Here is a 13523-nt window from a genome sequence, read left to right as displayed (position 1 = left end):
TCTTATAAATGAGGATAAAGCAACTATATATATTCCTTTTCTTTATTTGGTTCGGGAGCACAATAATTGCATCGGCAACAGATAAAGCGGATTCTTGGACTAAAGAAAAGGAAAGTATAGTCCATGAGGTCATCTCCACTTTTCACAACAGCCTCGGTTTCGACTATCTGACCCGGGAGGAGTGTGACTCGCTGAATGCCGACGGCCTTTTGTCCCAATTGGATGAATCCCAGCGCTATTACACCTATTTCGAACTGGAAAGAATACTTATAAAATCCTCCCTTTTCCGTGGAGAAATCCGTATGGCTATTGCCCAGAGCGACCAGATGTACTCCAAAGCCCGCGCGCTTGCCTACCCCTTCGGCAATGCCCTTGCGCTGAATGCCATGGGAGAGGTGTACAGCTATACCGGCAGGCTCCGGGAAGCCGGTGTCGCTTATGAAGAGTCCTTGAGACTGCTGGATGGGATGGACGGGGAGGATGTGCATATCCGTATGCTACTGGTGGAACTGATAGATTATAACCTGCGCATACGGAATGTAAACGGTGCCTCGCGTTATCTTGCACGTCTGAACCTCTATCCGGAAGACCGGCTTTCTCCGCTGGAGCTGGCCATGCGTCACATCTCCAATGCTTCCTGCCAATTATTCAAGGGTGACTTGAAAGCTGCCAGCCATTGTCTGGTACAGATAGGCCAGCTTGAAACGCAGCTGATTCCGGAGATACGGCAATACCTTCTGATTATAGATGCCCGTTATCTGGTGGCCACCGGAGAGCATGAGGCAGCCTTGACCGCCTACAATGATTTCCTTCAAACCGAATATGCCCGGATAAACCATAACATCTACAAGGAAGCTCTGCTCGAAAAAGCGGATTTACTGGTGAAGATGGGAAATAAGGAAGAAGCCTACGGACAGTACGGCAAGGTCTTTTCGTATATCAAGACTTCGTTCGAGAAGAACTATCCCAAGGAGATAGACCGGCTCTGTACCCGTTTCCAGGCCGACCAACTGGCCTACCAGAACGAACGCGACCGCATTGTATCCATGCGTTTCTATCTGGCAGGCATCATTGTGTCCGTACTGTTTCTGATATTCCTCCTGGTGCTGGGCTGGAAGAAGATATTCCGTTTGAAGCGTTCCCAGATGCGGCAGGAGGCGATGAAGGAGAAAGCGGTGCAAGCCATACAACGGAAGAATATGTTTCTTTCGAACATGAGCCATGAGGTACGTACGCCGCTGAATGCCATTGTCGGATTCTCGGCGGTACTGACGGATGAGGACGAGTCGTTCGATGACGAATCGCGCCGGGAGTTCTCCGAAATTATCAAGGTGAATTCCTTTCAGTTGCTGAAACTTATCAATGACATTCTGGATTTCTCGGATTTCGAGAATGACAATATAACCTTCAACATCCGCACGCATGATGCCGTGAAGTTGTGTAATGAGGTCGTGGAGACCGTGATGGCCTCGCGCAAGCTGGAGGTTGAAATGCGTTTTGACACGGATTTGTCCGTCCTGATGCTGGATACGGACGATGCGCGCCTCCGCCAAGTCTTGATAAACCTGCTGGTGAATGCCACCAAGTTTACGGAACAAGGCTCCATCGTGCTGGAACTGAAGATGGCTGATGCCGGTACGGCACTTTTCTCCGTGACGGATACCGGATGCGGCATTCCACCGGAGAAGCAGCACTTGATTTTTGAACGCTTTGAAAAGCTGAATGATTTTGTGCAGGGAAGCGGACTGGGCCTTTCCATCTGCCAACTGATTGTGAAATATATGAACGGCAAGCTGTGGGTGGACAGTGGGTACACCCGTGGCGCGCGTTTCTGTTTTACGCATCCTTTGAAGTATAATCCCGCATTACACGGAGGAACGGCGCAATGAAACGAATACTGATTCTCATCCATGTTTTGTTTTGCGGATATATCTGTCCGCTGCTGGCAGAAGACACGGGGGCTGTCCGGTATCAGGACAGCATCCTGAAGGTTGCCGATACCCTGCCGGCCACCCTTGTCCGGCTGACGTATCTCCGTGACATGGCCTACAAGCACCAGTATGCTCCCTATAACATGACTTTTTCCACCCGTCTGTACGAGGAGGCGCGGCGGCAGAAGAACGCTTTCTATGAGAATATGGGCGCTTACTATCTGGCGGCATGTTATGACAAGAAACACGACCCGGACAGTCTGTCGTATTGGGTGGATGTGCTGAAGGATTTTGTCCCCCAGGTAGGCACTTACGATTATTATCTGGAGCAGAAGGCTGCCATCAGCCGCGCCCTGGCTTCCAAGAGACAGATAGAGAAAGCGGTGTATGTGGCTAAGGAGACGTTGGAGGAATCAAAACTCCGCCATAGCAATAACGGGATGATAGCAGCGTATAACAGTCTGGGATGTGCCTACGGAGTGTCCAGCCGCCCGAATGAGGCACTGGACTCTTTCTTGGAGGCTTACCGGAATTTCTCTCCCCAGACAAAGGCCAGCCTGAAGGTGGATATACTGTCGCGTATTGCCCAGGTATACGGCAATGGCGGTAAAGACAGCCTGAAGCTGCCCTATTTGCATGAAATGGACACGACGTTGCAGGCGGTCATTTCCAAAGAACCCGAGACACGGAAGAACTGGAGCAATTTCGAGATTGACTGCGAAGTGAAGTATATCCTGCACTACATGAACCAGAAGAACTTTACAGTGGCGCACGAGCATATCGAGAAAGTAAAGAAACTGCTTGAGCCGCATGTAGATCCCGTCTTCTGGCTGAATGTCCAGTTGATACAGCTTCAATATTATGCCAAGACCGATGAGTATGACAAAAGCATCGCATTGATAGACGAGGTGACCCCTACGGTACTGAACAACTACGTCTCCACCTTTGCCACTTTGATAAACTACAAGGCGAGTACGCAATATGACAAGGGGGACATTGACGGGGCCATCGAGACCCGGCGCTACCTCATACGCAAGCAGGATTCGCTGAACAATGCCTTCTCGGCCAACCAGTTGAAGCAGGTGAAGGAGATTTACCACATTGACGAGCTGTTGCTGGAGAAGCAGAAGATTCAGGACATGAATTACCGTATAGGATTTATATTCCTGGGTGTCTGCCTGCTGCTGATGCTGCTTTTCTATCTGTATACGCGCTATGTCTCCGGAAAGATTGCTGTCGTAGAGAAGAAGACGGCTGAAGCCGCCTTGCAGGCAGAGACGGACAACATCGCGAAGGAGCGTCTGAAATCGGAAATCAGCCATGATATACGTACCCCGCTGAATGTGGTGGTGGGCTTTGCCGAATTGCTGATCGGGAAAGAGGAGCTGGATAAAGAGACTAAGAAGGAGTACGGACAGATGATTCAGACCAATGCGGAAAGTCTGCTGAATTATGTCAACAGCATTCTGGAGTTGTCCCGCTTGGAGTCCGGCAAGATTCAGTATGAGGACGAGGAGTGTGACGTTATTCAGTTGTGCAGTGAGGTGCTGGATAAAGTGAACGGTCGTGGGGAGAGCACTGTGTCTGTCAGCCTGCAGACCGATCTCAAGGAACAGCTTGCAAGGACGGACCGGAGGTGGTTCGATACATTGCTTGTCAGCCTGCTGACTCCGTCAGAGAATGACACTTCCCGTTATGAGGCGATTATCCGCATCAGACGCGACCGGAGTAAACCGCTCCTTTATTTCGACGTGGTCAACGCCCCGTTTGCAAAGGTACATTTTGAGAATAAAACGAGCTTGATTCGCCATGAAATCAATGCCCATTTTATTCATTATTTTGGAGGTATCTACAAGGTGCAAACCGAAGCGGAGGAAGGCCCTACTATTTCGTTCACTATTCCTTGTCGAGATTGATGCGGACGATGCCGCCGTAGGGCGTCAATGCGTCGAAGGCTTCTTCGGCTTTAAGGATTCCGGCATAGAGTTGTGCGCAGATTAATACGCCTCCGTGTGCGAAGATGGCAACGCGTGTATAGGGCTTCTTCTTTAATTCGTCCAAAAACTGGCTGACACGCCGGTATTGCATAGCAAAAGATTCTCCACCGGTAGCTGCCACGTTTATGTAGTCGGCATACCATTCCTGCAGGCGTGGGTCCTCATTCTGCTCGAACGGCTTCATCTCCCAGTCGCCAAAATTGATTTCCATAATCCGTTTGTCCCGTTCTGCATCGGGATAGCCGCAATAGGTGGCGAGGCGCACGCAGCGGGTCAGGGGACTGGTGTAGACGTGGTCGAACGGAAGGTATGCCTTCAGGTTTTCTGCTGTCACGGCGGCTTCCGCTTCAAACGTGGGTTTCAGGGGAACATCGGTCTGTCCGTAGCATACGCCCGGAGGAACATCTACCGAAGTGTGTCGAATGAGTATTACTTCCATCTTTAATTTTTGGTTTTAATTTATAATTAGGATAAGGCTTCCCAAGTAGAAGGACAGTTCGCATAGCAGGAAAGTAGCCCCGCAGCAGTCCCCCGTATATCCTTGCAGGCGTCGCTTCATCAATCGGTAGAGCAGGAAGAAGGTGAGCAGTGGGAAGAGGGTGGCAATCCACAGTTTTATAGGCAGCAGCAGTACGAAAGGAAGCAGGCCGCAAAGAAATCCGGCCAGTAACTCGTGCCGACTCATGCGGTTGTAGACGGTTTTGCTTTTGCTGTCTTCCTCTTTCCGGGCATAGGGCAGGTAGTTGACAATCTGGGAGGCACAGAACTTGGACCAGCAGTCACCGCTGAGCACAAGGATGCAGAGAAGTCCCAGTGGCAGGTGATGAAGTTGGAGCAACAGCAGGAAATAGCATATCAATCCGATGACACCGTAGCTTCCGATGTGGGAATCCTTCATGATGGCAAGAGTCCGTTCTCGGGTGGTGCCGCCACCAAAGCCGTCGAAAAAGTCCGCCAGTCCGTCTTCGTGCAGGCAACCGGTGACAAGCAGGCGTGCGATGAGGGCAAGAATCCATGCCAATGACACCGGCATAATCTGTCCGGCAAGCCACAGCACTGCCGCCATCACGCCTCCCGTCAGCCAGCCTATAAGCGGCCAATAGGGAACCACATGCTTGAAACATTCTGCCGGTACTTCCTTGATTTTCCAGAAGGGCAGTCGGGTGAGCATTATGAATGCAGCCAAGACATTGTTCATGTTAAAAGTATTTGGTGATGGAGGCATGTACAAAGTTATCCATTTCATTGAGCATCCGCACGGCCGAGTCGACAATGGGATATGCACAGATGGCCCCTGTTCCTTCTCCCAAACGCAGCCCCAGATTCAGCAGCGGACGGGCATGCAGGGCGTCGAGCACCAGTTTGTGGCCCGACTCGTCTCCGCAGTGTCCGAAGATGGCGTAATCCGTCACTTCCGGGTAGAGCCTGGCGGCGGCAAGCAGGCAGTTGGTCATGATGAATCCGTCAACAAGGATAATCATCTTCAGCTCGGCAGCTTGCAGCATGGCGCCTATGGCCATTACCATTTCCAGTCCACCAAAGTAGCGGATGATGTCCCGGGGAGAGCCGTCGCCTTTGTAATTCTCCATAGACTGTTTCAGCACTTCGTATTTGTGGCGGATGCCCGCGCTGTCGAGTCCGCTGCCTGCGCCGACACATTGTTCCAGAGGAATACTGGTAAAGCAGGTCATCCACAGGGAGGATGAAGAGGTGTTTCCGATACCCATTTCACCGAAGCTGAGGACATTGCTGCCTTCTTCATGGCATTGGCGCACCACCTCGGCACCCCGTTCCAGGCACATCTCCATTTCCTCTTCCGTCATGGCTGCCTCGTGCAGATAATTTCTGGTACTTTTGCGCACTTTCATATTGATGATGCCTTTCTCGTAGGGGAGGTCGTAGTCTACTCCTGCATCTACTATTTTCAGGGTAAAGCCGTGCTGCCGGCAGAGGAAATTGACACCTGCCCCTCCATGAAGGAAGTTGCTGATTTGCTGCCAGGTGATTTCCTTTGGAGACAGACTGACACCTTCTTCTACAATGCCGTGGTCGGCGGCGAAGATAATGTTTTGCGGATGTTTCAAGGCGGGGGATAATGTCTGTTGTATGAGTCCGATTTGGAGTGCCAGTTCTTCTAAAATGCCCAATGAACCTTTGGGTTTGGTCAGGTTGTTGATTTTGTCAATCAATGCGGGACGGATTGACTCGTCCGGACGGGTGATATGAAATGTTTTCATCAGTCTGTTGAATTTTAATTGTTTGTTGTTTTATGAATGAGTGTTTTTTACGGTAAGTGGGATGCCGGATACCATCAGTATCACTTCGTCGGCACGGGCGGCTACATATTGGTTCATCCAGCCTTGCATGTCCGTGAACTTTCGTTGCAGTTCGTTCTCGGAAGCTCCTCCCATACCTATTTCATTGGTTACAAAGATGAAGGTTGCGTCTTGTGCCGTGAAGCGGTCGAACTCTGCCTTTACTGCGGCAAGTGCCCGGTCGGTATCTGAATGCAGGTCGAAGAAAAAGTTGGTACACCATAAGGTGATGCAGTCTATCAGGACGATCCGTCCCTCCAGCCGGTGGCGGCTGAGTTCTTTCTGCTCTTCGATGTTTGTCCATTCCGGTCCCCGGCGTTCCTGATGCCGGATTACCCTCTGGCGGAATTCTTCGTCCCAAATGCGTGCTGTGGCAAGATAAACGGGAGTGGGAGAGAGCTTGAGTGCCAACTTTTCCGCATAGGTGCTTTTGCCGGAACGTGCTCCTCCGGTGATGAGTATGATTCGTTTCATTGGTATTTAGTCTGTATTTTGAAAGAATATCTTTGTTTTCCCGAGCAAAAATAGGAAATATTTGACGAAACGTTTGTTTTTTTAGGAAGGAATTTATTAACTTTGCCACCGTTTTTAAGGCATGACCTTGGAAATGTTTATGCGGCAGTAGCTCAGTTGGTAGAGCATCAGCTTCCCAAGCTGAGGGTCACGAGTTCGAGTCTCGCTTGCCGCTCTTTATAAAAGGCTGAATACTTAGTTATTCAGTCTTTTTCTTTTTTAAGAACATTCATTCTCAGGTATTAATAATTCTTCTAAACTATTTTTTAAGCTGCACTTATATTGTTTTTCCCCTTTTTCTGTTTTTCTTATTGTTTGTTCGCATATGTAATATAGCCGAAATATATATTACATCGTGAATAGTATTAATACAAAGATACTACAAAAAAGTGGAATACAGAAGAATGAAGTAATAGAATTGATTTACAGAGGTTTCATTTAAGCAGCCGATTATCTCCAACGCCACCACAATCCTTGCCGAAGCCAAGTCAAGACGTCGCAACGTTACTTGTTCGTAACCACACCATATAGGTGACGAAATTGGCACGAATGGCAAAACAAGGCGTTGTGATATAGTGAGTTACTAACAACTCACGCGACAAATCCAGTTACGGAAAAAGATTGCGTCGTTCCTCCGTGTTTTGCGTACCGACGAAGGATTCTTCACCGACTAATTTTGAACCTAAAAAAATTAAGGACGATGAAGAGTACATTTTCAGTTATCTACTACCTCAAACGTCAGGTAGTGAAAAAGGACGGGACAGTACCCGTCATGGGACGTATCACGGTGGACGGCAGCCAAACACAGTTCAGCTGCAAACTGACCGTCGATCCTAAGCTGTGGGACACCAAAGGAGGACGTGTCACGGGCAGAAGCACGGCTGCACTCGAAACGAACCGTATGCTCGACAAGATGCGCGTACGCATCAACAAGCACTATCAGGAAATCATGGAGCGTGACAACTTCGTCACTGCGGAAAAGGTGAAAAACGCCTTTCTTGGACTGGAACACCGCTACCACACGCTATTGCAGGTGTTCCGGCAACACAACGAGGACTATGCCAAGCAGGTGGAGGCAGGCATGAAAGCCAAAGGCACGTTTGACAAATACAAGATCGTTTACAAGCACCTGCAAGAGTTCCTCACCATCCGCTACCACGTGAAGGACATCGCCCTGAAAGAGCTTACCCCCGCTTTCATTTCCGATTTTGAAATGTTCCTGCGCACGGACAAACACTGCTGCACCAACACCGTGTGGCTGTATGTCTGCCCGCTTCGGACGATGGTGTTCATCGCCATCAACAATGAGTGGCTCACGCGCGACCCGTTCCGCGAGTATGAAATCAAGAAGGAGGAAACGACCCGCAGCTTTCTGACGAAAGATGAAATCCGCCTGCTGATGGAAGGTAAGCTGAAGAATGCGAAGCAAGAACTGTATCGTGATTTATACCTGTTCTGCGCCTTCACGGGCTTGTCGTTCGCCGATATGCGCAACCTGACGGAAGAGAATATCCGCACCTACTTTGACGAACACGAGTGGATAAACATCAACCGCCAGAAGACGGGTGTGGTGTCCAACATCCGTATGCTCGACATAGCGAAGCGCATCATCGACAAATACCGTGGGCTGTGTGGGGACGGCAGGATATTCCCCGTACCCCACTATAACACGTGCCTTGCCGGAATCCGTGCCGTCGCCAAGCGTTGCGGTATCACCAAGCATATTACATGGCATCAAAGCCGCCACACGGCCGCCACGACGGTGTTCCTCTCCAACGGCGTACCCATCGAAACGGTCAGTTCCATGCTGGGACACAAAAGCATAAAGACAACGCAGATATACGCGAAAATAACCAAAGAGAAGCTCAATCAAGACATGGAGAACCTTGCCGCGAGATTGAACCAAATCGAAGAATTTGCAGGTCGTACCATCTAAAACAGAGAAGCCATGAAACGTGACATAATCATCATTGAGGACAAGGCGGTCAGCGTAACCGGTAACGATGTATGGATGACCGCCGGAGAAATCGCCAGACTGTTCCACACGGGTGTCCCGGCAGTGAACGCCGCCATCAAAGCCATCCTCAAAACGGACGTGCTGAACGACTACGAGGCATGCCGCTACATCCAACTTGAAAACGGTCTGTATGCGGATGTTTACTCGCTTGAGATAATCATCCCCGTCACCTTTCGGCTGAGCACATACCATGCCCATCTTTTCCGCCGCTGGCTGATGGACAAGGCACTTGCAAAAGACAAGCATACCGCCTACATGTTATTCGTACATAGCGGAAAAGGCGGTTACTGCTGAAAAGACGATGAAAATCAATTAAAAACGGACAACCATCAAGCTGTCCGTTTTAACTTTAAAATAGTCAATTTTGAATATACAAATTATGTGCTAAAGAATATGAGGTATCAAAATTGAGATGGCTTATATAACATCTCATACTTTAACGAGCCACAATCAATGTACATATCATATTCCGCAATTCCTTTTTCTTGTGCTATATAATGCAAAGTTTTCTTGTGGATGTTTGAAATTCTCTCTCCATAATAGATTGCTTTAGGAACAATTTTCAGGCTTGTTGCACGAGAATGTGCGGCAGGTTGTTTCTCTGAATGAATAATACGCCATTCATTTTCATATTCCCACTGTGTGGATTTGTGAATAGCCATTTTCAAATGCGATAGTGAATCTATATTTTTAACATCCAGCCCCAAGCTCTTTGCTATATACCATTGAATAAAACTATTTGCATCAAAGCGGTTATTATCATATATAACAGGCAAGATACAACAATTCATTTCTCCTTGTTCTAATAAGAACCTTAAATCATATTCCAATGCAAACCCTTCATGATTTTGGGCATAGTGACTCCACATTATAACAGAATCTATGCTTTCACTTAAACATGCTATTGTAGATACGACCTTTAATGTATCCCCCATTTTTAATAGGATTTCTTTCAATATGTTTTCCATTACAACACTAAAAAGAGCTAATGTCAATGGATTTATGCCGTTACACGATATTACCTGTTTTTTTAAACCTGTCAAATTGTTTCTTCCGAAAAATTGGATTACACTTGGAGGAAATTCGAAATCTTTAGTTTCAAGTATCTGTTTGAATTGTTCAAGAAATTCTTCTGTACAACAAGCTCTCATTTGCTCTTGAATATTATCCAAACTATAATAAACAAGAGTGTCATAGGGGTCATTAAACTTATCAGCAGTAACAGCATAAACCAGATCCTTGTCAAAAGCATCAAGGTTTAATGTTGAACAACTCCTATATCTATACAGTTTTTGTGGCAACATTGACATCAATGCTGCACTTATAGGATAGATTCGGGATTTTATGTCCTCTTGCTCAATTCCTTCAGGAATTATTGTGGATTCTAACAATTTTGCAAATTCACTCCGAAGCATAATGGTATTCGTTTTAACCACAAAGGTACGCATTTTATTCCGGAATGTCAGGACATTACTCCATCGGTTTGCGGTAATTCGCCTCCAGCAGTTCACGCAATCCCGATTCGGGGTAAAGCACCTTCCCGCCTAAAAGGATAAAGGGCAACACTCTGTTGTTACGGTATTCCTGCAAGGTACGGCGGCTCACACGGAGCAACTCCGCCACCTCCCTGTCCGTCAGGTAACGTTCCCCGTCCAGCGGTGGACGGTAGTTTTCCAAAAATGCAGAGAGCCATTTAGAGCCTTTGCGCATATTCTGCACCACGGTGGCAAGCGGCTCGTCCTCCAGTGTAAAAACATCGTTGTTCTCGTTCATCATAACTTTGGATTCAGTGGGTGAATAATAAGATTACCTGCCGCCGGGATAGAGCGTACCGATAAGCGGAATCAGCCTCCTAACTTCTTCCGGCTTGTAATAGAACCTGCGGTTTATCTGCGAGTAGCCGATAAGCCGCTTGTCGCGCAACGTCTGCAACGTGCGCGGGCTGATTCTCAACTGCCCGCAGACTTCCTCGCCCGTGAGCCATCTTTCCAACCGCCCGCCGTCGCTCTTGCGCCTCAGGGCGGCAACCTTCTCCGAGAGGGCGTTGAAGGACGCCACCATCATCTCGAAGGTCTTTTTCTCGATAGATACAATTTCCATATTCAAAACATTTCAGGTTTGCCGCAAAGGTAACGCCATCCTCATGAACGCATATCGTTTCCCGCTGAAAGGCTGTATGTTGCGCCGTCTGTCCGGGTAATGGAGCCATTTCCAATAAAAATCTTACGTGAGACACGTAGTGAGCTGTTAAAGCCCCTTTTGTTTATTGCCGAATTTTGCCGCAGAAACCAAAAGAAAGGACTGAATATGAAAGTAATAACGATGGAAAGTTCCGCTTTCACCGCATTGACGGAACAGATAGCCGAGATAGCGGCACACGTGCGTGCCGTTTCCGGCGAAAGAAAGGAAAAATCCGCAGACAGGTTGCTCACCACCCGTGAGGCGGCGCACCTGTTGAATGTGAGTACCCGCACCCTCCAGCGTATGCGTAACGAGCATCGCATCGGCTATGTAGTGCTGCGCGGCAAATGCCGCTACCGACAGTCTGAAATCGACCGCCTGCTTGCGGACTGCACCGTCATGGAAGACGCGGCGACACCGACGGAACTGAAACGCAACCATACGCTACGCACGGGCGGCGGCAAACCCAAAAGAAGGAGGACGTGACATATGGAACTGCTTACCCGAAACAATTTTGAGAGCTGGATGCGGAAGCTGATGGAACGGCTCGACCGTCAGGACGAACTGCTGCTGTCCTTGCAGCCGTCCGGCAAAGCCCCGAACCCGATGGAGCGTATCAGGATGTTCGACAACCAAGACCTCTGTATGCTGCTCCAGATAAGCAAGCGTACCCTGCAACGCTACCGCAGCATCGGCGCGTTGCCGTACAAGACGCTCGGCAAAAAGACCTATTACAGCGAAGAGGACGTGCTGACGTTCCTTTCCGGACACGTAAAGGACTTCAAAAAGGAAGATATAGCCTTCTACAAGGCTCGTATCCATAATTTCTTTCAAAAATAACCCATTAAAACATTTTTCAAATGGCAAAGAAAAAAAGCGAAAAGGACGTGCTGATAGTCCGTGATGAGAAGACGGGCGAGATCAGCGTGGTAGCCGGGCTGGATGCCGACGGTTCCCCCAAGCGCACCCCCGCGAAAGCGGAGAACGCGCAGAGTTTCCTGCAATTCGACCGCCACGGCGACGTGCTGGACAACTTCTTCAAAAACTTCTTCCGGCAGTGCAAGGAACCCAGCCGCTTCGGTTTCTACCGTGTCGCGGCAGACCAAGCCGACAAACTGATGGAGGTGATGAAAGACCTGCTGAAAGACCCCGAAGCCAACAAGGAACTGCTTGCGCCCCACAAGGTGGACACTTCCGGCTACGAAAAGCAGGTGAAGGAAGAACAGACCGCCGGAAAGACGGAGCAGACGGAACAAAAGCAGGAAGAGCAGCCCAAAGAAACCCCAAAACAGGAAGAAATGGAAAAGAAGCAGGAACAGAATCAGGAAGGCCCGCAACAACAGACGCAAGGCAGACGGGGCTACCAGCCCATTGACGAGAGCAAAATCAACTGGCAGGAGCTGGAAGAGAAATGGGGCGTGAAACGTGACGACCTTGAAAAGTCCGGCGACCTTCAGAAGATGCTCAACTACGGCAAGTCCGATTTGGTGAAAGTGTCGCCCAAGTTCGGCGGCGAGGCTTTCGAGCTGGATGCCCGCCTTTCCTTCAAGAAAGACGGTGAAGGCAATGTCAGCCTCGTGCCGCATTTCATCCGCAAGGAGCAGAAACTCGACGAGTACAAGGAACACAAGTTCTCCGACGAAGACCGTAAGAACCTGCGCGAAACGGGCAACCTCGGCAGGGTCGTGGACATCGTGGACAGGGAAACGGGTGAAATCATCCCCTCGTTCATCAGCATAGACCGCAAGACGAATGAAATCACAGACATACCAGCAAACAAGGTACGCATACCGGAGCGCATCGGAAAGACGGAAATCACCAAACAGGAACAGGATATGTTGCGTGCCGGGCTGCCCGTGCGCGACAAGCTCATCGAGCGTAACGACGGCAGGAAGTTCGTCACCACCCTCCAAGTGAATGTAGAGCAGCGAGGCGTGGAGTTCGTACCGGGAACCGGCAGGTCGCCCCGTACCGCCCAGACGCAGGAAGCCAAGAACAATCCCACGCAGGGACAGGCTCAGGGCATGGAAAACTCCGCAGCCCCACAGAAAGAGCAACGCCGCAACACGTGGACGAACGCCGACGGCAGCATCCGCCCCATCAGCAAATGGAGCGGTGTGAACTTCACCGACCAGCAGAAAGCCGATTACGCGGCAGGCAAAGCCATCAAACTGGAGAACGTGACCGACAAGCAAGGCTTCCACGCCACGATGTACATCAAGTTCAACCCGGAGAAGGGACGTCCGTACCGCTACGACACCAACCCCGACAACGCGCAGAAGGTCGCCCCGTCCAACGAGAGCCGCACACAGGTGGCGGTGAACAGCGAAGGAAAGACCAACGAGGCGACCAAGAACCTGAAAGAGCCGTTGCTGAAAGGGCAGACCGCTCCGAAAGACGACAAACAGCAAAAGCAGCAGGAAAAGCCTCAGAAGAAAAACAACAAGGGCATGAAGATGTAACATCCCGTGTCCGCCACTAAATCCAAAGTAATAATCCATTAAAAAGTAAAACAGCATGAAGACAATCATTGCAGAAAAGCCCTCCGTGGCACGTGAAATCGCCCGCA

14 protein-coding genes and 1 tRNA gene are annotated in these 13523 nt (G+C 49.5%); 8 read left to right on the top strand and 7 right to left on the bottom strand.

Annotation, left to right across the window (positions count from 1 at the left end):
• Nucleotides 1–8: 8 nt before the first annotated feature.
• Nucleotides 9–1889, top strand: coding sequence for a HAMP domain-containing sensor histidine kinase (locus DXD78_RS10725; RefSeq protein ID WP_117652725.1), 1881 nt, complete (start codon nucleotides 9–11; stop codon nucleotides 1887–1889).
• The gene (locus tag DXD78_RS10720; RefSeq protein ID WP_009038528.1) at nucleotides 1886–3847 is read left to right on the top strand and encodes a sensor histidine kinase KdpD; all 1962 of its coding nucleotides are present in this window, start codon (nucleotides 1886–1888) and stop codon (nucleotides 3845–3847) included. The genes DXD78_RS10725 and DXD78_RS10720 overlap by 4 nt, the downstream gene beginning before the upstream one ends.
• On the opposite strand, the gene cobC is transcribed toward DXD78_RS10720, so the two are convergent.
• Genes cobC through cobU form a run of 4 tightly spaced genes read right to left on the bottom strand, consistent with a single transcriptional unit; the run spans nucleotide 3828 to nucleotide 6717 of the window.
• Nucleotides 3828–4367 carry an alpha-ribazole phosphatase gene (gene cobC / locus DXD78_RS10715; protein ID WP_009038527.1) on the bottom strand — a complete coding sequence of 180 codons (540 nt, stop codon included), beginning with the start codon at nucleotides 4365–4367 and terminating at the stop codon, nucleotides 3828–3830. The genes DXD78_RS10720 and cobC overlap by 20 nt on opposite strands.
• Nucleotides 4368–4382: 15 nt before the next feature.
• Nucleotides 4383–5126 (bottom strand): adenosylcobinamide-GDP ribazoletransferase, encoded by a 744-nt coding sequence (gene cobS / locus DXD78_RS10710; RefSeq protein ID WP_009038526.1) that lies wholly within the window; start codon nucleotides 5124–5126, stop codon nucleotides 4383–4385.
• A gap of 1 nt (nucleotide 5127) precedes the next feature.
• On the bottom strand, nucleotides 5128–6165 hold the full coding sequence (gene cobT / locus DXD78_RS10705; RefSeq protein WP_009038525.1) for a nicotinate-nucleotide--dimethylbenzimidazole phosphoribosyltransferase: 1038 nt from the start codon (nucleotides 6163–6165) through the stop codon (nucleotides 5128–5130).
• Between the two features lie 30 nt (nucleotides 6166–6195).
• The gene (gene cobU / locus DXD78_RS10700; protein WP_009038524.1) at nucleotides 6196–6717 is read right to left on the bottom strand and encodes a bifunctional adenosylcobinamide kinase/adenosylcobinamide-phosphate guanylyltransferase; all 522 of its coding nucleotides are present in this window, start codon (nucleotides 6715–6717) and stop codon (nucleotides 6196–6198) included.
• A gap of 141 nt (nucleotides 6718–6858) precedes the next feature.
• On the opposite strand from cobU, the gene DXD78_RS10695 reads away from it, so the two are divergent.
• The 3 genes from DXD78_RS10695 (at nucleotide 6859) to DXD78_RS10685 (ending at nucleotide 9067) form a co-directional block, all read left to right on the top strand.
• Nucleotides 6859–6931: transfer RNA gene (locus DXD78_RS10695), tRNA-Gly, on the top strand.
• A gap of 525 nt (nucleotides 6932–7456) precedes the next feature.
• Nucleotides 7457–8692, top strand: a complete 1236-nt coding sequence (locus tag DXD78_RS10690) for a site-specific integrase (RefSeq protein WP_032542969.1) — start codon at nucleotides 7457–7459, stop codon at nucleotides 8690–8692.
• 12 nt (nucleotides 8693–8704) lie between these two features.
• Nucleotides 8705–9067, top strand: a complete 363-nt coding sequence (locus tag DXD78_RS10685) for a hypothetical protein (RefSeq protein WP_005809276.1) — start codon at nucleotides 8705–8707, stop codon at nucleotides 9065–9067.
• A 107-nt stretch (nucleotides 9068–9174) separates the two neighbouring features.
• Here the strand turns inward: DXD78_RS10685 and DXD78_RS10680 are convergent, their stop codons facing one another.
• From DXD78_RS10680 to DXD78_RS10670, 3 genes are read right to left on the bottom strand one after another with little or no spacing between them, the layout of a single operon-like run.
• Complete coding sequence (locus DXD78_RS10680; RefSeq protein ID WP_005809274.1) at nucleotides 9175–10188, bottom strand: DUF2971 domain-containing protein; 1014 nt, start codon at nucleotides 10186–10188, stop codon at nucleotides 9175–9177.
• Between the two features lie 55 nt (nucleotides 10189–10243).
• Entirely contained in the window at nucleotides 10244–10549 is a 306-nt protein-coding gene (locus DXD78_RS10675) for a helix-turn-helix domain-containing protein (protein ID WP_032538125.1), read from the bottom strand.
• Nucleotides 10550–10579: 30 nt separating this feature from the next.
• Nucleotides 10580–10873 carry a helix-turn-helix domain-containing protein gene (locus DXD78_RS10670; RefSeq protein ID WP_023056835.1) on the bottom strand — a complete coding sequence of 98 codons (294 nt, stop codon included), beginning with the start codon at nucleotides 10871–10873 and terminating at the stop codon, nucleotides 10580–10582.
• A 207-nt stretch (nucleotides 10874–11080) separates the two neighbouring features.
• Between DXD78_RS10670 and DXD78_RS10665 the strand changes: the two genes are divergently transcribed.
• The 3 genes from DXD78_RS10665 to DXD78_RS10655 are packed head-to-tail and all read left to right on the top strand — an operon-like array spanning nucleotide 11081 to nucleotide 13416.
• Nucleotides 11081–11440: a helix-turn-helix domain-containing protein gene (locus tag DXD78_RS10665; RefSeq protein WP_032538124.1), complete on the top strand. Its 360-nt coding sequence runs from the start codon at nucleotides 11081–11083 to the stop codon at nucleotides 11438–11440.
• A 3-nt stretch (nucleotides 11441–11443) separates the two neighbouring features.
• Nucleotides 11444–11794: a helix-turn-helix domain-containing protein gene (locus DXD78_RS10660; RefSeq protein WP_032538123.1), complete on the top strand. Its 351-nt coding sequence runs from the start codon at nucleotides 11444–11446 to the stop codon at nucleotides 11792–11794.
• A gap of 20 nt (nucleotides 11795–11814) precedes the next feature.
• Nucleotides 11815–13416 (top strand): DUF3945 domain-containing protein, encoded by a 1602-nt coding sequence (locus tag DXD78_RS10655; protein WP_005809263.1) that lies wholly within the window; start codon nucleotides 11815–11817, stop codon nucleotides 13414–13416.
• Nucleotides 13417–13523: the final 107 nt, after the last annotated feature.

The organism is Bacteroides sp. D20 (assembly GCF_003436255.1).
GTDB lineage: Bacteria > Bacteroidota > Bacteroidia > Bacteroidales > Bacteroidaceae > Bacteroides > Bacteroides uniformis.
Note: the sequence above shows the minus strand (reverse complement) of the source record. Positions and strands in the feature narration are given on the sequence as shown.

Bases quoted from the DNA above. Each gene is read 5' to 3' on its own strand.
- DXD78_RS10725 (WP_117652725.1), top strand. From the start codon at position 9: ATGAGGATAAAGCAACTATATATATTCCTTTTCTTTATTTGGTTCGGG.
- DXD78_RS10720 (WP_009038528.1), top strand. From the start codon at position 1,886: ATGAAACGAATACTGATTCTCATCCATGTTTTGTTTTGCGGATATATC.
- cobC (WP_009038527.1), bottom strand. From the start codon at position 4,367: ATGGAAGTAATACTCATTCGACACACTTCGGTAGATGTTCCTCCGGGC.
- cobS (WP_009038526.1), bottom strand. From the start codon at position 5,126: ATGAACAATGTCTTGGCTGCATTCATAATGCTCACCCGACTGCCCTTC.
- cobT (WP_009038525.1), bottom strand. From the start codon at position 6,165: ATGAAAACATTTCATATCACCCGTCCGGACGAGTCAATCCGTCCCGCA.
- cobU (WP_009038524.1), bottom strand. From the start codon at position 6,717: ATGAAACGAATCATACTCATCACCGGAGGAGCACGTTCCGGCAAAAGC.
- DXD78_RS10690 (WP_032542969.1), top strand. From the start codon at position 7,457: ATGAAGAGTACATTTTCAGTTATCTACTACCTCAAACGTCAGGTAGTG.
- DXD78_RS10685 (WP_005809276.1), top strand. From the start codon at position 8,705: ATGAAACGTGACATAATCATCATTGAGGACAAGGCGGTCAGCGTAACC.
- DXD78_RS10680 (WP_005809274.1), bottom strand. From the start codon at position 10,188: ATGCTTCGGAGTGAATTTGCAAAATTGTTAGAATCCACAATAATTCCT.
- DXD78_RS10675 (WP_032538125.1), bottom strand. From the start codon at position 10,549: ATGATGAACGAGAACAACGATGTTTTTACACTGGAGGACGAGCCGCTT.
- DXD78_RS10670 (WP_023056835.1), bottom strand. From the start codon at position 10,873: ATGGAAATTGTATCTATCGAGAAAAAGACCTTCGAGATGATGGTGGCG.
- DXD78_RS10665 (WP_032538124.1), top strand. From the start codon at position 11,081: ATGAAAGTAATAACGATGGAAAGTTCCGCTTTCACCGCATTGACGGAA.
- DXD78_RS10660 (WP_032538123.1), top strand. From the start codon at position 11,444: ATGGAACTGCTTACCCGAAACAATTTTGAGAGCTGGATGCGGAAGCTG.
- DXD78_RS10655 (WP_005809263.1), top strand. From the start codon at position 11,815: ATGGCAAAGAAAAAAAGCGAAAAGGACGTGCTGATAGTCCGTGATGAG.